Raw genomic sequence first — 22,070 nt, 5'->3', positions numbered from 1 at the left:
TGATTGTATAATCGCCGTCCATCAGTATTTACTAAAATATAAAAACAGCAATGTCATCGAGCGACATCAATAGAAATGACGCCGTACATTATAAAAAGCCTAAGAAGGATGAGTGCATGAGTCAAGATAAGATCGATATCAAAGATGTGACTCCTAAAACCTTTAACCCCAAAACTCACAAAGGAAACGGAGATCGGTTCAACCCAAGCAACCGCATCTACGTACGCGAGAGTAAAGGGACTTACCAAAAACTGCGTCGCTACGGTGGGTGGTTTTTATTGTTACTGTTTGCACTGGTACCGTGGATCCCTTACGGTGAACGCCAAGCGATATTGCTCGATATCGGTAATCAACAATTCAACTTTTTCGGCACGACCCTTTACCCACAAGACCTCACCCTACTCGCGCTACTGTTTGTGATCGCCGCCTTCGCGTTGTTTTTTATCACCACCTTTTTGGGTCGAGTTTGGTGTGGCTATTTGTGCCCGCAAACCGTGTGGACGTTCATGTACATCTGGTTTGAAGAAAAGCTCGAGGGCAGTGCCAATAAACGCCGCAAGCAAGACTCCAACAAGATGACGGCAAACTTAGCCATGCGCAAAACACTGAAACACATCGCGTGGTTTGCTATTGCACTCGCTACCGGCTTCACCTTCGTTGGTTACTTCGTGCCGATGCAGCAATTAGTCATTGATTTCTTCACGATTAACGCCAGCTTCTGGCCTGTGTTTTGGGTGATGTTCTTTGCGCTCTGTACCTATGGCAATGCTGGGTGGATGCGCTCGATTATGTGTATTCACATGTGTCCTTATGCACGATTCCAATCTGCCATGTTTGATAAAGACACCTTTATCGTCGGGTACGATGTAAAACGCGGTGAAAAGCGTGGTCCTCGCCCGCGTAAAGCAGACCCAAAACAGCTCGGCTTGGGTGATTGTATTGATTGTAATTTATGTGTCCAGGTGTGCCCTACGGGCATCGACATTCGTGATGGCTTACAGTATGAATGCATCAACTGCGGTGCGTGTATTGATGCATGTGACCATACCATGGAACGTATGGGCTATGAAAAAGGGCTGATCAGCTACACCACTGAACATCGCTTATCAGGGAAAACGACGAAAGTGATGCGCCCTAAACTACTCGGCTATGGCGCAGTACTATTGGTAATGCTAGGCTTATTCTTCGCTCAGGTCGCTGCGGTAGATCCAGCCGGCATGAGCGTAATTCGCGACCGTAACCAACTGTTCCGCGTCAATAGCTCGGGTGAAATAGAAAATACCTACACACTGAAAGTGATCAACAAAACACAACAAGTACAACAATACTCGCTAGATGTTGAGGGATTGCCGGATGTAAACTGGTACGGTAAGCAAACTATCCAGGTTCAACCGGGTGAGGTATTGAACTTGCCCATGAGTCTTGCCGTTGATCCTGACACGCTAAACTCTGCGATCACGACAATTCAGTTTATACTCACCGATAAGAGCAACGAATTCACCATCGAAGTAGAAAGCCGCTTTATTAAGAAGTTATAACGGCAAACTTCGATGACTAATGGAAAAAGGCTCAGTAATGAGCCTTTTTGTTTATATGTCCCACAGTATGTTTAACTTTAACGCCCTTACCCCAGATCTCATGTGGTACGCGTTAGAAAGTATTGGTGTTCGCGCGGAATCTGGTTTTCTTCCTCTGAACAGTTATGAAAATCGTGTTTATCAATTCATCGACGAAGAGCGCCGTCGCTACGTCGTCAAATTCTACCGTCCAGAACGTTGGAGCAACGAACAAATCCAAGAAGAGCACAACTTCACCTTGGAACTGATCGAGAACGAAATCCCGGTTGCGCCACCAGTACGCATTAACGGCCACACTCTTCACCACTATCAAGGTTACAGCTTTGCGTTATTTGATAGTGTCGGTGGGCGTCAATTTGAAGTGGATAACTTAAACCAATTGGAAGGGGTTGGTCGCTTCCTTGGTCGTATCCATAACGTCGGCAGTCGACAAGTATTCCGACATCGCCCAACCATTGGTTTGCAAGAGTACCTTTACCAACCGCGTGAAACGCTGCAGCGCTCAAACATGATTCCTATGCATTTAGAGAACAGCTTCTTCAATGATCTGGACATGCTGATCAAATCCATCGAAAACCGTTGGCAACAAGGTTTTAACACCATTCGCCTGCATGGGGATTGTCATCCAGGCAATATTTTGTGGCGTGATGGACCAATGTTCGTCGATTTAGATGACTCACGTAACGGCCCTGCGGTGCAAGATTTGTGGATGCTGCTGAGTGGCGAACGCCAAGAAAAATTGATGCAACTGGATATTGTTTTGGAAGCTTATCAAGAGTTTTGCGATTTTAACTCGGCAGAATTGAAACTAATCGAACCTCTTCGCGGTCTACGAATGGTGCACTATATGGCATGGCTAGCAAAACGTTGGCATGACCCTGCGTTTCCACTCGCTTTTCCATGGTTTAATGAGCCAAAATACTGGGAAGGTCAGGTTCTCGCATTTAAAGAGCAAATTGCCACTCTAGAAGAAGCCCCACTATCTTTAATGCCTCACTGGTAATAACAACCTAAATAAGTCAGGCCGAACAATTCGAAAATGGAGATATTAAAATGAAAAAGCTGTTTGTACTATTTTCTATGCTGATGCTTAGCCTGTCAGCACATGCAGCACAATTCCAAGCAGGTGAACATTACAAAGTATTGGATCTTGAGGCATCAAAAAGACCTCTGGTTACTGAGTTTTTCTCTTTTTACTGCCCACACTGTAGTAGTTTTGAGCCAGTGATTCAGCAACTGAAGAAGCAACTACCTGAAGGCACCAAGCTACAAAAGAACCATGTCTCGTTCATGGGGGGTAACATGGGTCCTTCAATGAGTAAGGCATACGCGACGATGGTTGCACTGAAGATTGAAGATAAAATGGTGCCAGTGATGTTTAACCGCATTCACAATATGAGTAAAGCACCACGTGATGATGCAGAACTTCGCCAGATCTTCCTCGACGAAGGAGTAGAAGCGAAAAAATTCGACGCGGCTTTCAAAGGCTTTGCCGTCGACTCTATGGTTCGTCGCATGGATAAGCAGTTTGAAAACAGCGGCCTAACTGGCGTACCTGCGGTTATCGTCAACAATAAATATTTGATTCAAGCACAAAGTATTAAAACGATGGATGAGTACTTTTCTCTAGTGAATCACTTGCTAGCACTAAAATAAGCCAAACAACTTCATCAAAAAGGGAGCGCATCGCTCCCTTTTTATTTATCTCTCTTATTTAATCGCTGTACTTTATCTTGCTCCTCCCAGCTATCTTGCTAAAAAGCCCCTCATCACCTTAAGCACCCGACTCTACTCGGTTGGAAATCGCTGAAATACCAGCATGAGTCGTTGCCCGCAGCCACATCATCTTATTGGCTGTTGTTGTGATCGCTTTCACGCTTAGAAACAACACTTTAAAACCGTGGTAATACATGAACAATAAAACTGCGTGTAATTATACTGCGCCACTAGACTGTGTATGAGAATGGTCAGATTTGTTACCTCACCCCTCGCACCATTCATGTCACAATAAGGAGATAACGAATGAAACCAAGGCTAACTCTTTTGTCTTTGGCCTTTATCGTCAGTGCTGCTCAGGCTCAACTCGCTGAAACCGCAGGTTTTGGCGGTGAAATTTCGCTGAATGCCGGATTTGTCTCATCAGAATCCAACTTCAATACAGAAAATAGTAACACCATCGACTCTCCCAATAAGCGGGCCGATAGTGACAGCTCTGTTATCGCTGCGCCGCTAGGAAGCGTGACATACACCTTTGGTAACCGACTCAACCACCAACTTTACGCGGGTACCACACGTTCGGATGTCGCGGTCGGTACACTCGCTTTTCAGTTGGGCTATCAACACGAGTTGCCGTCCGGCACCGTACTCGATATTTCTTATCTACCGACCGTGCTCAAGGGCGAAACCTGGCGCAACCCCTATCAAATCGGAACCGCCCGTCAAGAAACGGATGTGGACGGCAATGCCTATCGGTTTCAAATCAAAGGTTTGATTGATAAAAACTTTAACCTTGATCTCGCTTATGCTGATAAAGACATTGAGCAAGAAGAAGTAACCGACCGTTCACTCGCTCGCGATGCGAGCCTTTACTACGTTAAAGGTGACTATCGGATTTCACTTAATCAAACATCCATGTTGCAACCGGCGTTTACCTATATTAATCAAAATGCCGACGGTAAGGCGGAATCATTTAATTCGTACGGATTTGACATCAGCTGGTTTAAATTTATCCATCGCCATCGGTTGGCCCTCACTGCAGGTTATGCATGGAAAGACTATCAAGCCGCTAGCCAAACTTTTGCTAAAACACGAAATGACGACACCATCAGCCTATTTGCGGCCTATGAATATCAAAACGTATTTGACTGGCAAAACTGGTCATTCATCTCTTTAGCCGGTTACAGCCACACAGACTCGAATATCATGTTCTATGATGAAAAAGAGTATCTAGTGTCACTCGGTTTAAACTACACCTTCTAGCGCCCTTCATCGCAACAAGTCGCTTACTGACTTGTTGCGATGGGATTGGTCTCTTTCTCTAAACCGCTTGTGCCGTGAGTTGTTTCAATAATCTATCCATCGCACGATACCCAAGCGCTTCCGCTAAATGAGCTCGACCTATTTGCTCAGCACCTTCAAGATCAGCGATAGTGCGCGCCACTTTAATGATTCGATGATAAGCACGGATCGACAGCCCCAGTCGATGCAACGCAGTCTCAAGAAATTCCGCATCACTTTTGTGCAAAGGGCAAAACGCCTCTATTTCTCGACTGCCCAACAGCGCATTCACTTTGCCACTGCGGTTAAGCATATGGTTGCGTGCATGATTCACACGCTCTTTGACCACAAAGGTCGACTCTCCTCGCTCACCACCTTCAGCCAACGTTCCTTTGGGCAACGCTGGAATTTCTAATGACATATCAAAGCGATCAAGCAACGGGCCCGATAAACGACCAAGGTAGCGCAAGATCGCTTGCGGATTGGTGCGGGTTTGGTTGCCCTCGTAAAACCCTGTCGGACTGGGGTTGAGCGCCCCTACCAGCTGAAAACGTGCGGGAAAACGGGTTTTACCTTGCGCACGTGAGATGATGATTTGGCCAGATTCGAGTGGTTCTCGCAAAGAATCCAGTACCTTGCGATCAAACTCTGCCATCTCATCTAAAAACAGTAACCCATTATGAGCGAGTGAAATCTCCCCAGGTCGAGGTATCGAGCCTCCACCAACTAACGCCGCCATTGAACTGGAATGATGCGGAGAACGAAACGGTCGTGACTTCCAATTGTGTTCGTTAATTTCGCTCTGGGTCAGCGATGCAACCGAAGCAGTTTCCATCGCTTCTTCGTCACTCATCTCCGGTAATAAATCACACAGCCGCGACGCCAGCATCGTCTTACCGGTACCGGGAGGGCCTAAAAACAATAAATTATGGTTTCCCGCTGCCGCTATCTCCAATGCACGCTTACCCTGTTGCTGGCCAATAATATCTTGCAAATCTCGACCATGCTTTTCGACCGTTTTTCGCTTCGGCGTTTGAAAAAGATTCAGTCGATGTTGACCACACAACTCGGCACATACTTCCAGTAACGACTGCGCCGATTTATGTTGCTCTTTGCCCACCAACGCCGCCTGATCACCATTAACATGAGGAACGACCAAATGGCGCGGGATCTTGCTCGCTTCTAATGCTGCAGGCAGCACACCTTTCACCGGTCTTAAACCTCCAGATAATGCCAATTCACCAATAAATTCGTAATTTTTTAGCCTATCTGTCGCGATTTGATCTGAAGCAGCCAAAATGCCTAATGCAATAGGCAAATCAAAACGCCCCCCCTCTTTCGGCAAATCTGCCGGGGCTAAGTTGACGGTGATCCGCTTCGCTGGAAATTGAAAATTAGAATTGATGATCGCACTACGCACACGGTCTTTGGCTTCTTTTACGGTAGTTTCTGGCAGGCCAACCAACGTAAAACCCGGCATGCCGTTACTGATATGAACTTCTACACTCACCGATGGTGCTTGCACCCCGACACTTGCTCGACTGTAAATGATTGCTAGGCCCATACGCTCCCCAAATTATTGAACACTCTATAAGCAAATGTTTTATCTATGTGGTTATGTTATATACCGCGTCCAAATTGAGAGTTAATGTGAAAAAAGAATGACTTTTTGCTTGTCATGCAGCGGATTTGTGTGATACCACTAATAACGCAAACAATTTCGTAGAACATGACACAATAAAATTTAACGACAACAAAAAGACAGACAGATGAACCTACTCGCTCATATCAACACTCTGCTAGCCCTGATTATCGTGGTCATTATTGGCACCGCGCGGGGGATTGTGGGCGATAGGTAACCACAAATTAGAAAAAACCCCCGCACTGAAAGGTCCGGGGGTTTTTTTACAACTACGAGTTGTCATCTGTCTAACCCTTGGACAGTTTAACGGGAAGAATGGGAGCGCACATGAAGTGCACACAATATGGCAATCGCTACGAGCCACAACGTAGCAAAGGAGGTTTACGATGACTGGTGCACAACTTGTCGTAGCCGCTTTAAGACAGCAAGGCATCGAAACCATTTTTGGTTACCCTGGTGGAGCCATCATGCCAATTTATGATGCCTTGTACGACGGAGGTGTCGAACACATTTTATGTCGACACGAACAAGGGGCCGCCATGGCCGCCATCGGAATGGCAAGAGCAACGCAAGATGTTGCCGTTTGTATGGCCACTTCCGGACCCGGCGCCACCAACCTCGTGACTGGCCTTGCTGACGCTTTTCTTGATTCCGTTCCTCTTGTCGCCATCACAGGCCAGGTCGCTAGCTCTCATATCGGTACCGATGCATTCCAAGAGATGGATGTGATTGGTATGTCTCTCGCCTGTACGAAACACAGCTACTTAGTCACTGACATCGACGACCTTGCTCCAACACTCGCCGAAGCCTTTGAGGTCGCTAAAACGGGTCGTCCGGGTCCAGTGCTTGTGGATATCGCCAAAGACGTTCAGCTTGCTCAAGCCCCAACAGATTTGTTACCTCCCTACGTAGCGCCTGCCATTGAAGATGTCAGCGCTGAAGACATCAAACGCGCGCAAGACGTACTGGCAGCCTCAACTCGTCCGGTATTGTATGTTGGCGGCGGCGTGCAGATCGCAAAAGCAACCGATGCCGTGCGTGAGTTTTTACGCCTAAATCCAATGCCAACAGTCAGTACACTAAAAGGCCTAGGCAGCATAGAACGTCATGATCCTCACTATTTAGGCATGCTTGGTATGCATGGCACCAAAGCCGCCAACTTGGTGGTTCAAGAAGCGGATTTATTGATTGTGGTCGGTGCACGTTTTGATGACCGAGTAACAGGTAAACTGGATACCTTTGCGCCGCATGCCAAAGTCATCCATATCGACATTGATGCCGCTGAAATCCATAAGCTTCGCCACGCCAACGCCCCACTGCGTGGCGACATCAACACCATTCTTCCTCAGCTAGAGCTGTCTCAAGATATCTCACCGTGGGTGCATCACAGTGAGAGCCTGCGCAGCGGTTTTAAGTGGCGTTACGATCACCCGGGAGAGTTAATCTACGCACCGCTTCTGCTTAAGCAGCTTTCAGACATGATGCCGGATAGCTCAATTGTGTCGACTGATGTCGGTCAGCACCAAATGTGGGCCGCGCAACATATCCAACCACGCGATCCACAAAACTTCATCACTTCAGCGGGGCTTGGCACCATGGGGTTTGGCTTACCTGCCGCGATGGGCGCCGCCGTTGCACGGCCGGATGATCAGTCTATCCTGATTACAGGTGACGGGTCATTCATGATGAATGTTCAGGAATTGGGCACGCTGAAACGCCGCCAAATTCCAGTGAAGATTGTTCTCCTCAACAACCAACGTCTTGGCATGGTGCGCCAGTGGCAATCGCTGTTTTTCGACGGTCGCCATAGTGAAACCATTCTTGATGACAACCCAGATTTCGTGATGTTGGCAAAAGCCTTCGATATTCCGGGCAAAACCATCACCAAAAAAGAAGAAGTGGAGCCAGCGCTGAAAGCGATGCTGGCAAGCGAAACTTCTTACATGCTTCACGTTTTGATTGATGAAGAAGAAAACGTGTGGCCATTGGTGCCACCAGGCGCATCAAACAGTGATATGTTGGAAAATACATAGGAGACCATCGCATGGACAGATATTTACTCGACATCAAAGCCGATGACAAACCGGTATTGTTGGAGCGCGTTCTCCGTGTGATTCGTCACCGAGGTTTCGTGATCAAACAAGTCGCCGCCACACAAAACCACGCAAGTAAAGTCGCCAGCGTTGAGATCATCGTCGACAGCGATCGGCCAATCTCGTTTTTGATCAATCAAATAGAGAAGTTGTGGGACGTTCGTAACGTTGAGGTACTGAAAATCCGCAACGATGAACTGCCAAATCACAACTTACAACAACATGTCAGTGCATAAGGAAGGCAATAAATGGCAACAAAAACTGCAGATTTCATTTGGTTTAATGGCAAGATGGTTCCATGGGCAGAAGCAAACGTCCACGTATTGACGCACGCCATGCACTACGGTACCTCGGTATTTGAAGGGGTACGTTGTTACAACACGCCAAAAGGACCCATTGTCTTCCGCCACCATGAGCACGCAAAACGTTTAAAAGATTCCGCCAAGATTTACCGCTTCCCGATCCCTTTTTCTGTAGAAGAAATCATGGAAGCCACCCGCGAAACACTGCGCCAAAACAAGTTGGATAGTGCTTACATCCGCCCACTAGGCTTTGTCGGCAACGTGGGTCTGGGCGTTTGCCCACCAGTGGGCACAGAAATGGACCTGATCATTGCGGCCTTCCCTTGGGGTTCTTATCTGGGTGAAGAAGCGCTAGAAAAAGGGGTAGATGCGATGATTTCTAGTTGGAACCGCGCGGCACCTAATACCATCCCAACCGCCGCAAAAGCAGGTGGTAACTACCTGTCCTCACTACTGGTGGGTGGTGAAGCGCGTCGTAATGGGTATGACGAAGGCATCGCACTTAGCGTGGATGGTTACCTATCGGAAGGCGCCGGTGAAAATATTTTTGTGGTTAAAGACGGCGTGATCACAACGCCACCAGCAACCAGTGCAATCCTGCCAGGTATCACGCGTGACTCAATCATGACCATTGCACGTGACCAAGGTTACGACGTCCGCGAAACGACCATTGCTCGTGAAGCGCTTTACCTTGCTGACGAAGTATTTATGACCGGTACCGCAGCGGAAGTCGTGCCTGTGGCAACCATCGACAAAATTGAGGTGGGCAGCGGTAAGCGCGGTCCAATCACCAAAGAGTTGCAACACGCCTACTTTGGCCTCTTTAACGGCACCACGGAAGATAAATGGGGCTGGTTAGACTATGTGTACCCAGAGCAGAAGTAAGAAGGAATTAGGAAATGCCAAAATATAGATCAGCAACCACCACACATGGACGTAACATGGCCGGTGCTCGTGCGCTCTGGCGTGCAACAGGGGTAAAAGATGAAGACTTCGGCAAGCCCATTATTGCAGTGGTGAACTCCTTTACTCAATTTGTTCCAGGTCACGTGCACTTGAAAGACATGGGTCAGTTAGTTGCGGGTGAAATCGAAAAAGCAGGCGGTATCGCCAAAGAATTCAATACTATCGCAGTCGATGATGGCATCGCCATGGGCCACGGCGGCATGCTGTATTCGCTACCATCACGTGAATTAATTGCCGACTCTGTAGAATACATGGTCAATGCGCACTGTGTCGATGCCATGGTATGCATCTCTAACTGTGACAAAATCACACCGGGAATGATGATGGCCGCGATGCGCCTCAATATTCCGGTTATTTTTGTTTCAGGTGGCCCAATGGAAGCCGGGAAAACCAAACTCTCTGATCAGATCATTAAGCTCGATCTGGTTGACGCCATGATCCAAGGCGCGGATCCTACCGTCTCGGATCAACAAAGCGAGCAGATCGAACGCAGTGCGTGTCCAACCTGCGGATCGTGCTCAGGCATGTTTACCGCCAACTCAATGAACTGTTTAACCGAAGCGCTAGGACTCTCTCAGCCGGGTAATGGTTCGATGCTGGCGACACACGCCGACCGTGAACAGTTATTCATTAACGCCGGTAAACGTGTCGTTGAGCTAACGCGACGTTACTACGAGCAAGATGATGAGTCCGCGCTACCTCGCAACATCGCTAACCGCGCCGCCTTTGAAAACGCCATGGCGCTGGACATCGCAATGGGCGGATCGAGCAATACCGTTCTGCACCTTTTAGCTGCCGCACAAGAAGGTGAAGTAGATTTCGATATGAACGATATTGATGAGATGTCTCGCCGTGTTCCACATCTTTGTAAAGTGGCCCCCTCGACTCAAAAGTATCACATGGAAGATGTGCACCGTGCTGGTGGCGTCATGGCTATCTTGGGTGAGCTCGACCGTGCGGGGTTGTTAAACGGCAGTACGCACACGGTACTCGGCATGACCATGCAGCAGCAGCTTGCTGAGTACGACATCATGCAAACAGAAAACCAAGAGATTCTAACATTCTTCCGCGCAGGCCCAGCAGGCATCCGTACGACCCAAGCCTTCTCACAAGACTGCCGCTGGGATCGTCTTGATGATGATCGCGTTGATGGCTGTATTCGCTCAAAAGAAAACGCATTCAGCCAAGAAGGTGGCCTAGCGGTGCTGTCTGGGAATATTGCCGTCGATGGTTGTATTGTAAAAACCGCAGGTGTGGATGAGGAAAATCTTACCTTCCAAGGCCCTGCGATTGTCTTCGAAAGCCAAGATTCTGCGGTTGATGGCATCTTAGGTGGTAAGGTGAAAGCGGGAGAAGTGGTCGTGATCCGTTACGAAGGTCCGAAAGGCGGCCCTGGCATGCAGGAAATGCTCTACCCTACCACTTACTTAAAATCGATGGGACTGGGTAAGTCTTGTGCCTTACTCACTGATGGTCGCTTTTCCGGTGGTACCTCGGGCCTGTCGATTGGTCATGTGTCTCCAGAGGCCGCCAGTGGCGGTACTATCGGTTTGGTTCAAGATGGCGATATCATCACTATTGATATCCCTAGCCGTGCTATCACCCTTGATGTGAGAGAAGATGAGATCGCTGAGCGCCGAGCAAAGCAAGATAAACAGGGCTGGAAGCCAGCCGCCCGTCAACGTGAAGTTTCTTTTGCACTCAAAGCGTACGCCAGTATGGCAACCAGTGCAGATAAAGGGGCTGTGCGAGACAAATCAAAGCTAGAGGGTTAGCACTGATGGATTCTCAACCCGAAAAGAAAGTGGCTCAAACAGGCGCAGACTATCTGCGCCAAATCCTCCGTGCACCGATTTATGAGGTAGCAACCGTCACACCTCTGCAAGATATGCCTCGCTTGTCGGCGCGAATTGGTAATCATGTCCAAATCAAACGTGAAGACCGCCAACCCGTGCATTCATTTAAGTTGCGCGGTGCTTACAACATGGTGGCAAGCTTAACCGAAGAGCAAAAATCGTCAGGGGTGATTGCCGCTTCAGCAGGTAACCACGCTCAGGGAATGGCGCTCTCTGGCACAAAACTGGGCATTAAAACCACCATTGTGATGCCAAAGACGACTCCAGATATCAAAGTCGACGCCGTACGCAGTTTTGGCGGCAATGTGGTTCTGCATGGCAACAACTTTGATGAAGCCAAAGCCGAGGCAGAGCGTTTGTCAGCGGAACATGGCTACACGTTTGTTCCCCCTTTCGACCACCCATTAGTGATTGCGGGCCAAGGTACGATTGGCATGGAAATGCTGCAGCAAAATGGCCACCTTGATTACATTTTTGTTCCAGTTGGCGGCGGGGGCTTAGCGGCGGGCGTCGCGGTACTGGTCAAACAGCTGATGCCAGAAATCAAAGTCATCGCGGTTGAACCAGAAGACTCTTCCTGTTTAAAAGCGGCTCTCGATGCTGGCGAACCCGTTGTCTTGGATCAGGTCAGCATGTTTGCTGATGGTGTAGCGGTTAAACGCATTGGGGAAGAAACCTTCCGTTTATGTCAGAAATACATTGATGGTCATGTCGCCGTCTCAAGTGATGAAATCTGCGCGGCAGTAAAAGACATTTTTGAAGACACTCGTGCGATTGCGGAGCCTTCTGGAGCATTGGCGCTGGCAGGTTTGAAGAAATTTGCCGAGCAAAACAAACTCAAGAACAAGAGCCTTGGCACCGTACTCTCTGGGGCTAACACCAACTTCCATGGATTACGGTATGTATCAGAACGTTGTGAGTTGGGTGAAAAACGAGAAGGCTTACTCGCAGTTACGATTCCTGAGCGCCAAGGCGCTTTCTTTGAATTCTGTCATTTGATTGGTGGTCGTGCGGTGACGGAGTTTAATTACCGCTACAACGACGACGAACTGGCCAATATCTTTGTGGGTGTACGCCTGCTAGGTGGCCAAGAAGAGCTTAAACAGATCATTCACGACCTACGAGCAGGTGGCTACCCAGTGGTGGACTTATCTGACGATGAAATGGCCAAGCTGCACGTTCGCTACATGATCGGTGGTAAACCCTCGAAACCGCTGAAAGAGCGTCTGTATAGCTTTGAATTTCCTGAATACCCCGGTGCACTGTTGAAGTTCTTAAGCACGCTTGGTACGCATTGGAACATCAGCTTATTCAACTACCGTAACCACGGTGCAGACTACGGACGCGTTTTGTGTGGTTTCGAATTAGATGAAAGCGATTTGGCTCAGTTTTCCGCGCATTTGCGTGAACTAGGTTACCAATGCAAGGACGAAACGGAGAATCCATCCTATAAATTCTTCTTATCGTAACCGAAAAAAACCTCGCCTTAGCGAGGTTTTTTTAAGACTGTAGCCAATCTTGATGCAATTGCGTGGACGATCCTAAATAGTCCACCATCCATTGGATTAACTTATGATTATCATCTTTACGCCATACCAGACAACAGTGGCTGAGCGGTTTATCATCTGGCAATATTTTCTCCACCAGCGTACCATCATTGATCAACGGCATCGCAATATGGCGGGGCATATACCCTACCCCTATTCCATTTTTTAGACACTCAATCGCCGCGTACCAGTTCGGTAATAACAAGCGGCGTTGCTGTGGATAGTGGCCTGTATGACGTTTAGGCAATACATTTGATGTATCATCCAAACAGATGGCCGGAAATTGGCTGACTGCCGCTTCCGTCAACGTTTGCAGCCTCACACAAGGATGGGCGGGTGACATCACCAATGCCCAATCTAACGATCCCATGTCTCGAACTTCAAAATCACCTCCAACCGGAACCGCCGAAGTGGCACCAATGACAATATCCGCACGCTCTTGGGCGATCGCCTCCCAAGAGCCATTAAAGACTTCCATATTGATCTGCAGCTCTGCAAACTCAAACTCTCGATAAAAATCTTCAATCAGAGGTTTAAGTTTATCGAGTTTCACTACGTTATCTAACGTCAGTTTTAACGTTGATTTCCAACCGTGTGCTGCGCGGCGTGTTTGCGCCTTAATCTCGGCCATTTGCCGGAGCAACATGCGTGCTTCGGTAATAAACAGTTCACCAGCTGCGGTCAATTCCACTTTACGCGGAAGACGACGAAACAGCACCACATCCAGATCTTGCTCCACTTGGCGAACACCATAGCTAATCGCCGAAGGGACTTTGTGCAAGACCTCGGCTGCTGCGGTAAAACTGCCTAATCGAGCCACAGTATCCAGCATTTCCAATGATGATTTGGAGAACATGTCATTCTACCTTTCAAAAAATTTGATTGATAACTAAAAATTTTAACGTTTTATTTTCTTAAAATCTAAAAATAGAATGGTTAAGTAAGTAAATCAGGGCTATTTCCGACTGATTTTCACTAATAATTAATTAAATAATTTGATTGGTTGAAAATGAAAATATCAAAACTACAACTCGTATATCTCATAGCTCTTTCGATGCTCGGCTTTGTGGCCACCGATATGTACCTTCCAGCCTTCAAAGCGATGGAAATTGACTTTGCCACTGGACCAGAACAAATCGCACTCTCTTTAACTGTCTTTTTGGGAGGGATGGCGATTGGTCAACTTATGTGGGGACTGGCATCCGATAAGTTTGGTCATCGTAATACACTGGCCGTAGGCTTGGTGCTGTTTACCATTGCATCATTTGGTTTAGCTTTCTGTGACCAAGTGTGGCAATTGTTAACCCTGCGCTTTATTCAAGCGATTGGTGTATGCGCTCCAGCGGTTATCTGGCAAGCGATGGTCATCCAGCGTCACTCCAGCAGTAGTCAGCAAATATTCGCAACGATTATGCCACTGGTTGCGTTATCGCCGGCGTTGGCTCCTCAGTTCGGTGTTTTACTGGCTGACAATTTTGGTTGGCACAGTATTTTTTTCGCGCTAACACTGGTCGGAGTGTTGCTTATCATCGCTACCATGCTTCAGAAAGATGAAAAAGCAGAAGTCAAACAAACCAGTGTGTCTGCCGACATCAAAGCACTTCTTGGGTCTAAGAAGTACCTCGGAAACGTATTTATGTTTGCTACGGCTTCAGCGGCATTCTTCGCTTACCTAACCGGTATGCCAGAAATCATGGCTCAGCTCGGCTACGAAGCAAAAGACATCGGCCTCAGCTTTATCCCACAAACAATTGCGTTTATGGTCGGCGGCTACCTCGGTAAAGTGGGTGTGCGTAAATTTGGGGACGAAAAAGTGCTGCGTCAGTTGATTGGCTTATTCAGTGTGGCATCACTGATGATTTTTATCGCATCGCAATGGGCGTTGTCGTCTATCTGGCCAATTCTCGCACCATTTTGTTTGATTGCCGTGGCAAACGGGGCGCTGTACCCTATCGTGGTCAACCGCGCCTTAGCCAGTGCAAAACAGAGCCCTGCCACTGCAGCTGGGTTACAAAACAGTTTACAAATTTGTGTGAGCAGCCTTGCAAGTGCGCTCGTTGCAGCCATGGCGAGTCAAGCTCAAACCGTAACCGGCGTCGCCATCATGATTTGTATGGGTGGTTTGTGGATGGGGTATGTTTTATCCAATCGCGATCTGTCCAAGCACTTCACCACGCCTGATAACTCACGTGTGGTGAGTGAAGACGAGCTTTAATCGTTCTGACCATACAGAGCCGCATGCTGATGCGGCTCTGTATGATCAAATGTGACCTATCGATATCTATGGCTGATTTCTTTATTGTTGCTAACGGGGTGCTCTAATGATCAGTGGGGTTGGTATGTGCTCGATCCGTCTACTGAACAAGGCTTGATAAACTTTAAATTTCTCATGGCAGGGTTCAGCGATACAATCCAAGTAGTATGCTCTTTGCCATGACACTCGGTTTAAGCGTTCTCACGCGGCGAGCGAATAAGCTGGTGGTGAATGAGTACTTACTCTTGGAGATTTATACCTTTCTCGTTCTGGAGTACTTGTTACTCATCCTATTCGTTTCTCAAACGGTTCGGTGGCTAAAAAATGCATCGTCATACCCAGCCACTAATTGTTCAGCACACGCTAAAAACAATCAAGCCGCTCATTGTAAGCGGCTTGATTTCACCTATTTAGGAATGCTGTGTAAGAAGCGTTATTTCTGTTTCACTGGACGTTTCCAGCCAGTAATTTTGCGCTCTTTAACGCGAGTAATCACTAACTCACCTTTTTCAACATCTTTGGTCAACGTTGTACCCGCGCCGATAGTCGCACCATCAGCAATAGTGACGGGTGCCACTAACTGGCTGTCAGAACCAATAAATACGTCATCGCCGATCACGGTTTTAAACTTGTTTGCGCCGTCATAGTTGCAAGTGATCGTGCCCGCACCAATGTTAGTGCGCTGGCCAATTTCGGCATCACCTAGATAAGTAAGGTGATTCGCTTTCGACCCTTCACCAAGACGCGTGTTTTTCACTTCAACAAAGTTGCCGACGTGAGAATCGTTGCGCATCTCTGCTCCAGGACGAAGACGAGTAAATGGTCCCACCGTACACTCTTCACCGACTGTCGCACCTTCGATCACGCTGTAAGGGCGAACAATGGTATTGTCATCGATTTCACAGTCTTTCAACACACAGCCGGCACCGATAATGACGTTATCGCCTAGTGATACGTTACCTTCAATGACCACGTTTACATCGATTTCACAATCCATGCCGCACTGCAGTTCCCCGCGTAGGTCAAAGCGTGCTGGGTCGCGTAGCATTACGCCTTGTTCTAATAGCTTCTGAGCTTGCATGGCTTGGAACGCACGCTCTAGACGTGCCAATTGAGCACGGTCGTTAACCCCTTCAACTTCAATCGCATTGACAGGGTGTACCGCTTCCACGGCGCGGCCTTCATCGTGCGCCGCCGCAATAACGTCGGTCAGGTAGTATTCGCCTTGCGAATTATTGTTGTTTAAACCAGACAACCAACGTTTAAGATCGCCCCCCGTCGCCACCATAACGCCCGTATTAATCTCTTTAATCTGCTTTTGCTCTTCCGTCGCATCTTTTTGCTCAACGATCGCGACCACAGGGCCATTTTTACGAATAATACGTCCATAACCCGCTGGGTTATCCAACATCACGGTTAACAGCGCAATACCACCAGTTGGTTGAGCATCAAGTAAGTTTTCTATTGTTTCAGCGGAAATGAGTGGAACATCGCCATACAGTACTAAGATTTTTTCATCGTCTTCAAAGCGCGGTGACGCTTGATCAACCGCATGACCGGTACCTAGCTGATCTGCCTGAAGCACCCAATTAACAGGCTCATTAATAAGAGTGGTTTGCATTTGGTCGCCACCATGACCAAACACTAAGTGAATATTTTGTGCGCCAAGGCAGATACATGTATCAATCACATGTTTTGCCATTGGCTTCCCGGCTAAAGGGTGTAGCACTTTAGGCATATTCGAATGCATACGGGTGCCTTTACCCGCAGCAAGAATCACAGCACTGAATTTCATTGAGAACCTATGGACGTTTATGTTAATTGGCCGTTATTTTAAACAGCTCTTTTTAAATAGTTAATGGAGTAAGGTAAATTTCCAACTAAAATTAATCAAAAAGGCGACCAATTGGCCGCCTTTTTTCATGCAACGTTGCTAATTGAGCTTAGCGACGCTTTTTTGTCAGCTCGATAACTCGTAGCTGAGCCATGGCTTTAGCCAGTTCACTGGCCGCTTGTGCGAAGTCCATGTCACCATGCTGATTTTGGATTTCCTCCTCAGCGCGACGTTTGGCTTCTTCTGCCTTCGCTGCGTCTAGCTCTTCACCACGGATAGCTGTATCCGCTAGTACAGTCGCTGTACCAGGCTGGATCTCAACCATACCACCAGAAACATAAATAATTTCTTCGTGGCCGTGCTGTTTCACAATACGCACCATACCAGGCTTGATAGCGGTCAGCAGCGGTGTGTGACCATGGAAAATACCAAGTTCACCTTCGCTACCGGTCACCTGAAACGTTTCAACACGTCCAGAAAAGATTTTCCTCTCGGCGCTTACTACGTCTAGGTGAAAGGTTATTGCTGCCATATCGCCTCCTAGTTAGCCTTATAGCTTCTTCGCATTCTCAATAGCATCGTCGATGCTACCGCAGTACATAAATGCCTGCTCAGGAATGTCGTCGTATTCACCAGCTAATAGACCTTTAAAGCCACGTAGAGTCTCTTTCAGAGATACGTAAACACCAGGGTCGCCTGTAAATACTTCCGCTACGTGGTAAGGCTGAGTTAGGAAACGCTCAATCTTACGTGCACGAGATACAACTTGCTTATCTTCTTCAGATAGCTCGTCCATACCTAGAATCGCAATGATATCTTTCAGCTCTTTATAGCGCTGAAGAGTTTGCTGAACGCCACGAGCCACATCGTAGTGATCTTGACCAACAACTAGGGGATCAAGCATACGAGATGTTGAATCTAGTGGGTCGATCGCCGGATATAAGCCCATCGCCGCGATATTACGGTTAAGTACAACCGTTGCATCCAAGTGCGCGAACGTCGTAGCCGGAGACGGGTCAGTCAAGTCATCCGCAGGTACGTATACCGCCTGTACAGACGTGATAGAACCCGTTTTCGTTGACGTGATACGTTCCTGAAGTACACCCATCTCTTCTGCAAGAGTTGGCTGGTAACCTACCGCTGAAGGCATACGCCCTAGTAGTGCTGAAACCTCTGTACCTGCTAGCGTGTAACGGTAGATGTTATCAATGAACAGTAGTACGTCACGACCTTCGTCACGGAAACGCTCTGCCATTGTTAGACCAGTCAGTGCAACACGTAGACGGTTGCCTGGTGGCTCGTTCATCTGACCGTAAACCATTGCTACTTTCGATTCTTCAGGCTTCTCAACGTTTACAACGCCCGCTTCCTGCATCTCGTAGTAGAAATCGTTACCTTCACGAGTACGTTCACCAACACCAGCAAATACTGATAGACCTGAGTGCTGAAGTGCGATGTTGTTGATAAGTTCCATCATGTTAACGGTCTTACCTACACCTGCACCACCGAATAGACCGATTTTACCACCCTTAGCGAATGGACAAATTAGGTCGATTACTTTAACACCCGTTTCTAGAAGCGTTGTTTCGTTTGACTGTTCTTCGTAGCTTGGTGCTGCACGGTGAATAGAGTAAACTTCTTCCGCTCCCACTTCACCACGCTCGTCAATCGCGTCACCTAGGACGTTCATGATACGACCTAGAGTTTTAGTACCGACTGGTACTGAAATTGGAGCGCCTGTGTTAACCACTTCCACTCCACGACGTAAACCATCAGAGCTACCCATAACGATACAACGAACTACACCACCGCCTAGCTGTTGTTGAACTTCAAGAACCAAACGTTCTTTTGAGTCCGTTACGTTTAGAGCGTCATATACACTAGGTACATTGCTCTGTGGGAACTCTACGTCGACTACCGCACCGATGATCTGTACGATCTTACCTGTAGCCATCGTTAATCCTCTAAACTGTTTCGTTTTACCTAAGCCTAAACCGCAGATGCACCGCCAACGATTTCAGACAGTTCTTGTGTGATCGCAGCCTGACGGGCTTTGTTGTACACAAGTTCTAAATCATCAATCAAGTTGGTTGCATTATCCGTTGCAGCCTTCATCGCAATCATTCGAGCCGCTTGCTCACAAGCAAGATTCTCAACCACACCTTGGTATACCTGAGACTCTACGTAACGCACTAATAGCGTATCCAGTAAAGGTTTCGGCTCAGGCTCATAAATGTAGTCCCATGAGTGCTCACGCTGCATATCTTCGCTGTTCGATTTAGGCAAAGGTAGCATTTGATCGATCGTCGGTTGCTGAACCATAGTGTTAACAAACTTGTTGAACACTACATATAGACGGTCCAGTTTACCTTCATCGTATTTTTTCAGCATTACGCCAACAGAACCGATTAGGTCTTCTAAACTTGGGTTATCACCCAGTCCAGAAACCTGTGCCGCAACTTTTGCGCCACCATGTTTGAAGAAAGCGGTTGCCTTTGAACCAACAACCGCTAGCTCAATTTCAGCACCTTTCTCTTTCCATGCTTTCATGTCTGTCACCGACTTTTTGAACACGTTAATGTTCAAGCCGCCACACAGACCACGGTCTGTCGAAACGATGATGTAACCAACACGTTTGGCTTCACGCTCTTCTAGGTACGGATGACGGTACTCTAGGTTTGCGTTAGCCACATGACCGATCACTTTACGCATTGTTTCAGCGTATGGACGAGAAGCTTCCATTGCATCTTGAGAACGACGCATTTTTGAAGCTGCCACCATTTCCATCGCTTTCGTAATTTTCTGCGTGCTTTTAACACTACCGATTTTATTACGTATCTCTTTTGCGCCGGCCATCGTTACTCTCCGTTAGTTGGTGGCAGAAACTGCCACCGATCTAATTACCAAGTTTGGGTTGCTGTGAATTCGTCAGTCAGTTTCTTCAACTGAGCTTCGATTTCATCGTTATAAGCACCAGACTTGTCGATCTCAGCTGCTAGTTCAGCGTATTGACCGCGAGCGTACGATAGTAGAGCCGCCTCGAAATCTAGAACTTTGTTGAGTTCTACATCATCTAGGTAACCACGCTCTGCTGCGAAGATAGTTAACGCTTGATCAAATACAGACATTGGAGCGTACTGCTTCTGCTTCATTAGCTCTGTTACTTTTTGACCATGGTCTAGCTGTTTCTTCGTCGCTTCATCAAGATCAGAAGAGAACTGAGCAAATGCCGCTAGTTCGCGGTATGCAGCTAATGCTGTACGGATACCACCTGATAGTTTCTTGATGATTTTCGTCTGAGCTGAACCACCTACACGAGAGACTGAGATACCTGGGTCAACGGCTGGACGAACACCGGCGTTGAATAGCTCAGTTTGCAGGAAGATCTGACCATCGGTAATAGAGATTACGTTAGTCGGTACGAATGCTGACACATCACCGGCTTGAGTTTCAATGATAGGTAGTGCAGTTAAAGAACCTGTTTTACCTTTCACTTCACCATTAGTGAAACGCTCTACATACTCTTCGTTTACACGAGCAGCACGCTCTAGCAGACGAGAGTGTAAGTAGAATACGTCACCTGGGAATGCCTCACGGCCTGGTGGACGTTTCAGTAGTAGAGAGATCTGACGGTAAGCAACGGCTTGCTTAGATAGATCATCATAAACAATCAGTGCATCTTCGCCGCGATCACGGAAGTATTCACCCATCGCACAACCTGCATATGGCGCTAGGTATTGCAGCGCTGCAGATTCAGAAGCGGATGCAACCACTACGATAGTATTTTGTAGTGCACCATGCTCTTCTAGTTTGCGAACTACGTTAGCGATAGTCGATGCTTTTTGACCGATAGCTACGTAGATTGAATAAATACCAGAGTTTTTCTGGTTAATGATCGCGTCAATAGACAGTGCAGTTTTACCAATCTGGCGGTCACCGATAATAAGTTCACGCTGACCACGACCGATAGGGATCATTGAGTCAACTGACTTATAACCAGTTTGCACTGGTTGGTCTACCGATTTACGTTCGATTACACCTGGTGCGATCATTTCTACAGGCGAAGTTAATTTCGCTTCGATTGGACCTTTACCATCGATAGGCTCACCCAGCGTATTAACGACGCGGCCTAGTAGTTCTGGACCAACTGGCACTTCAAGAATGCGGCCAGTACCTGTAACTTTCATGCCTTCCTTAAGGTCAGCATATGGGCCCATTACAACCGCACCAACAGAGTCACGCTCTAGGTTAAGTGCCAGTGCATAACGGCCACCCGGTAATTCAATCATTTCACCTTGCATCACGTCCGCTAGGCCGTGGATGCGGATGATACCATCACTTACCGAGATGATAGTACCCTCGTTGCGAGCTTCACTAACAACGTCGAAAGATTCGATACGTTGTTTGATCAGTTCGCTAATTTCCGTGGAATTAAGTTGCATGCTCCAATCCCCATTAAGACTGCAATGCATCGCTCAGGCGGTTCAAACGACCACGCGCTGAGTTATCGATGACTAGGTCTCCGGCTCGAATAATAACCCCACCAAGTAGGGTCTCTTCTACACTGCAATTCAGCTTCACTTTGCGTTCAAGACGCTTTTCAAGTTTGCTGCTAATATTTGCAAGCTGCTCATCAGAAAGCTCTGTTGCTGAAATGACTTCAACATCAACTTCTTTCTCATGTTCTTTCTTCAACGCGAAGAACTCTATACAAACATCAGGAAGGGCCGCTAAACGACCATTCTCAGCCATCACCTTCAAAAGGTTTTGACCGTGTGCATCAACTTGTTCGCCGCAAACTGCAACAAATATTTCCGCCATTTTCTCAGCAGAAACAGACCCCGTTAGAAGTTCTTTTATTTGTTCGTTTTTAGCCACTTCAGCAGCAAAAGACAACATTTGGCCCCATTGGTCCAACTGGTCTTCCCCTAAAGCAAAGTCGAAGGCTGCTTTAGCATAGGGGCGTGCGATAGTAGTCAAATCAGACATATGCGCCCCCAGA

Annotated in this window: 18 protein-coding genes and 1 pseudogene; 11 read left to right on the top strand and 8 right to left on the bottom strand. The window is 47.6% G+C overall.

Annotated elements, in window-relative coordinates; translation table 11 throughout:
- The first annotated feature begins 116 nt into the window (after positions 1 to 116).
- The 4 genes from ccoG to AC3D28_RS11485 all read left to right on the top strand — a co-directional run bounded on the left by ccoG (position 117) and on the right by AC3D28_RS11485 (position 4,556).
- A complete protein-coding gene (gene ccoG, locus AC3D28_RS11500) occupies positions 117 to 1,538 on the top strand; it encodes a cytochrome c oxidase accessory protein CcoG (protein ID WP_488534813.1) in 1,422 nt (473 codons plus the stop codon).
- Between the two features lie 55 nt (positions 1,539 to 1,593).
- Positions 1,594 to 2,580, top strand: coding sequence for a serine/threonine protein kinase (locus tag AC3D28_RS11495; RefSeq protein WP_488536083.1), 987 nt, complete (start codon positions 1,594 to 1,596; stop codon positions 2,578 to 2,580).
- A 50-nt stretch (positions 2,581 to 2,630) separates the two neighbouring features.
- Complete coding sequence (locus AC3D28_RS11490; RefSeq protein ID WP_098416983.1) at positions 2,631 to 3,233, top strand: thiol:disulfide interchange protein DsbA/DsbL; 603 nt, start codon at positions 2,631 to 2,633, stop codon at positions 3,231 to 3,233.
- A 366-nt stretch (positions 3,234 to 3,599) separates the two neighbouring features.
- Positions 3,600 to 4,556 carry a DUF2860 domain-containing protein gene (locus AC3D28_RS11485; RefSeq protein ID WP_488534812.1) on the top strand — a complete coding sequence of 319 codons (957 nt, stop codon included), beginning with the start codon at positions 3,600 to 3,602 and terminating at the stop codon, positions 4,554 to 4,556.
- Positions 4,557 to 4,614: 58 nt separating this feature from the next.
- On the opposite strand, the gene AC3D28_RS11480 is transcribed toward AC3D28_RS11485, so the two are convergent.
- Positions 4,615 to 6,138: a YifB family Mg chelatase-like AAA ATPase gene (locus tag AC3D28_RS11480; RefSeq protein ID WP_488534811.1), complete on the bottom strand. Its 1,524-nt coding sequence runs from the start codon at positions 6,136 to 6,138 to the stop codon at positions 4,615 to 4,617.
- A 464-nt stretch (positions 6,139 to 6,602) separates the two neighbouring features.
- On the opposite strand from AC3D28_RS11480, the gene ilvG reads away from it, so the two are divergent.
- Genes ilvG through ilvA form a run of 5 tightly spaced genes read left to right on the top strand, consistent with a single transcriptional unit; the run spans position 6,603 to position 12,902 of the window.
- Entirely contained in the window at positions 6,603 to 8,249 is a 1,647-nt protein-coding gene (gene ilvG / locus AC3D28_RS11475; RefSeq protein WP_488534810.1) for an acetolactate synthase 2 catalytic subunit, read from the top strand.
- A gap of 11 nt (positions 8,250 to 8,260) precedes the next feature.
- Positions 8,261 to 8,545 carry an acetolactate synthase 2 small subunit gene (ilvM, locus tag AC3D28_RS11470; RefSeq protein ID WP_098416990.1) on the top strand — a complete coding sequence of 95 codons (285 nt, stop codon included), beginning with the start codon at positions 8,261 to 8,263 and terminating at the stop codon, positions 8,543 to 8,545.
- Between the two features lie 12 nt (positions 8,546 to 8,557).
- The gene (gene ilvE, locus AC3D28_RS11465; protein WP_488534809.1) at positions 8,558 to 9,496 is read left to right on the top strand and encodes a branched-chain-amino-acid transaminase; all 939 of its coding nucleotides are present in this window, start codon (positions 8,558 to 8,560) and stop codon (positions 9,494 to 9,496) included.
- 14 nt (positions 9,497 to 9,510) lie between these two features.
- Positions 9,511 to 11,352 (top strand): dihydroxy-acid dehydratase, encoded by a 1,842-nt coding sequence (gene ilvD, locus AC3D28_RS11460; protein WP_488534808.1) that lies wholly within the window; start codon positions 9,511 to 9,513, stop codon positions 11,350 to 11,352.
- A 5-nt stretch (positions 11,353 to 11,357) separates the two neighbouring features.
- Positions 11,358 to 12,902 carry a threonine ammonia-lyase, biosynthetic gene (gene ilvA, locus AC3D28_RS11455; RefSeq protein ID WP_098416994.1) on the top strand — a complete coding sequence of 515 codons (1,545 nt, stop codon included), beginning with the start codon at positions 11,358 to 11,360 and terminating at the stop codon, positions 12,900 to 12,902.
- A gap of 31 nt (positions 12,903 to 12,933) precedes the next feature.
- Here ilvA and punR read toward each other — a convergent pair whose 3' ends face one another.
- Positions 12,934 to 13,836, bottom strand: a complete 903-nt coding sequence (gene punR / locus AC3D28_RS11450) for a DNA-binding transcriptional activator PunR (RefSeq protein ID WP_488534807.1) — start codon at positions 13,834 to 13,836, stop codon at positions 12,934 to 12,936.
- Between the two features lie 153 nt (positions 13,837 to 13,989).
- Here punR and punC point away from each other — a divergent pair, with 153 nt between their 5' ends.
- Together punC and AC3D28_RS11440 are read left to right on the top strand one after the other, a co-directional pair.
- Positions 13,990 to 15,195 carry a purine nucleoside transporter PunC gene (gene punC / locus AC3D28_RS11445; protein ID WP_098416997.1) on the top strand — a complete coding sequence of 402 codons (1,206 nt, stop codon included), beginning with the start codon at positions 13,990 to 13,992 and terminating at the stop codon, positions 15,193 to 15,195.
- A gap of 51 nt (positions 15,196 to 15,246) precedes the next feature.
- Positions 15,247 to 15,578: pseudogene (locus tag AC3D28_RS11440) on the top strand (amino acid ABC transporter permease); the annotation flags it as partial.
- An 89-nt stretch (positions 15,579 to 15,667) separates the two neighbouring features.
- Here the strand turns inward: AC3D28_RS11440 and glmU are convergent.
- From glmU to atpH, 6 genes are all read right to left on the bottom strand, one after another.
- Positions 15,668 to 17,029 (bottom strand): bifunctional UDP-N-acetylglucosamine diphosphorylase/glucosamine-1-phosphate N-acetyltransferase GlmU, encoded by a 1,362-nt coding sequence (gene glmU / locus AC3D28_RS11435; protein ID WP_098416999.1) that lies wholly within the window; start codon positions 17,027 to 17,029, stop codon positions 15,668 to 15,670.
- Between the two features lie 148 nt (positions 17,030 to 17,177).
- Entirely contained in the window at positions 17,178 to 17,600 is a 423-nt protein-coding gene (locus AC3D28_RS11430) for a F0F1 ATP synthase subunit epsilon (protein ID WP_098417001.1), read from the bottom strand.
- An 18-nt stretch (positions 17,601 to 17,618) separates the two neighbouring features.
- On the bottom strand, positions 17,619 to 19,022 hold the full coding sequence (gene atpD / locus AC3D28_RS11425; RefSeq protein WP_488534806.1) for a F0F1 ATP synthase subunit beta: 1,404 nt from the start codon (positions 19,020 to 19,022) through the stop codon (positions 17,619 to 17,621).
- A gap of 35 nt (positions 19,023 to 19,057) precedes the next feature.
- Entirely contained in the window at positions 19,058 to 19,924 is an 867-nt protein-coding gene (gene atpG, locus AC3D28_RS11420; protein WP_098417005.1) for a F0F1 ATP synthase subunit gamma, read from the bottom strand.
- A 44-nt stretch (positions 19,925 to 19,968) separates the two neighbouring features.
- Entirely contained in the window at positions 19,969 to 21,510 is a 1,542-nt protein-coding gene (gene atpA / locus AC3D28_RS11415; RefSeq protein ID WP_098417007.1) for a F0F1 ATP synthase subunit alpha, read from the bottom strand.
- 13 nt (positions 21,511 to 21,523) lie between these two features.
- Positions 21,524 to 22,057 carry a F0F1 ATP synthase subunit delta gene (gene atpH / locus AC3D28_RS11410; protein ID WP_098417009.1) on the bottom strand — a complete coding sequence of 178 codons (534 nt, stop codon included), beginning with the start codon at positions 22,055 to 22,057 and terminating at the stop codon, positions 21,524 to 21,526.
- Positions 22,058 to 22,070: the final 13 nt, after the last annotated feature.

The organism is Vibrio sp. TAP-3B (genome assembly GCF_057784735.1).
Note: the sequence above shows the minus strand (reverse complement) of the source record. Positions and strands in the feature narration are given on the sequence as shown.

Excerpts from the sequence above, each read along its gene's own strand:
- ccoG (WP_488534813.1), top strand. The coding sequence starts at position 117 with ATGAGTCAAGATAAGATCGATATCAAAGATGTGACTCCTAAAACCTTT.
- AC3D28_RS11495 (WP_488536083.1), top strand. The coding sequence starts at position 1,594 with ATGTCCCACAGTATGTTTAACTTTAACGCCCTTACCCCAGATCTCATG.
- AC3D28_RS11490 (WP_098416983.1), top strand. The coding sequence starts at position 2,631 with ATGAAAAAGCTGTTTGTACTATTTTCTATGCTGATGCTTAGCCTGTCA.
- AC3D28_RS11485 (WP_488534812.1), top strand. The coding sequence starts at position 3,600 with ATGAAACCAAGGCTAACTCTTTTGTCTTTGGCCTTTATCGTCAGTGCT.
- AC3D28_RS11480 (WP_488534811.1), bottom strand. The coding sequence starts at position 6,138 with ATGGGCCTAGCAATCATTTACAGTCGAGCAAGTGTCGGGGTGCAAGCA.
- ilvG (WP_488534810.1), top strand. The coding sequence starts at position 6,603 with ATGACTGGTGCACAACTTGTCGTAGCCGCTTTAAGACAGCAAGGCATC.
- ilvM (WP_098416990.1), top strand. The coding sequence starts at position 8,261 with ATGGACAGATATTTACTCGACATCAAAGCCGATGACAAACCGGTATTG.
- ilvE (WP_488534809.1), top strand. The coding sequence starts at position 8,558 with ATGGCAACAAAAACTGCAGATTTCATTTGGTTTAATGGCAAGATGGTT.
- ilvD (WP_488534808.1), top strand. The coding sequence starts at position 9,511 with ATGCCAAAATATAGATCAGCAACCACCACACATGGACGTAACATGGCC.
- ilvA (WP_098416994.1), top strand. The coding sequence starts at position 11,358 with ATGGATTCTCAACCCGAAAAGAAAGTGGCTCAAACAGGCGCAGACTAT.
- punR (WP_488534807.1), bottom strand. The coding sequence starts at position 13,836 with ATGTTCTCCAAATCATCATTGGAAATGCTGGATACTGTGGCTCGATTA.
- punC (WP_098416997.1), top strand. The coding sequence starts at position 13,990 with ATGAAAATATCAAAACTACAACTCGTATATCTCATAGCTCTTTCGATG.
- glmU (WP_098416999.1), bottom strand. The coding sequence starts at position 17,029 with ATGAAATTCAGTGCTGTGATTCTTGCTGCGGGTAAAGGCACCCGTATG.
- AC3D28_RS11430 (WP_098417001.1), bottom strand. The coding sequence starts at position 17,600 with ATGGCAGCAATAACCTTTCACCTAGACGTAGTAAGCGCCGAGAGGAAA.
- atpD (WP_488534806.1), bottom strand. The coding sequence starts at position 19,022 with ATGGCTACAGGTAAGATCGTACAGATCATCGGTGCGGTAGTCGACGTA.
- atpG (WP_098417005.1), bottom strand. The coding sequence starts at position 19,924 with ATGGCCGGCGCAAAAGAGATACGTAATAAAATCGGTAGTGTTAAAAGC.
- atpA (WP_098417007.1), bottom strand. The coding sequence starts at position 21,510 with ATGCAACTTAATTCCACGGAAATTAGCGAACTGATCAAACAACGTATC.
- atpH (WP_098417009.1), bottom strand. The coding sequence starts at position 22,057 with ATGTCTGATTTGACTACTATCGCACGCCCCTATGCTAAAGCAGCCTTC.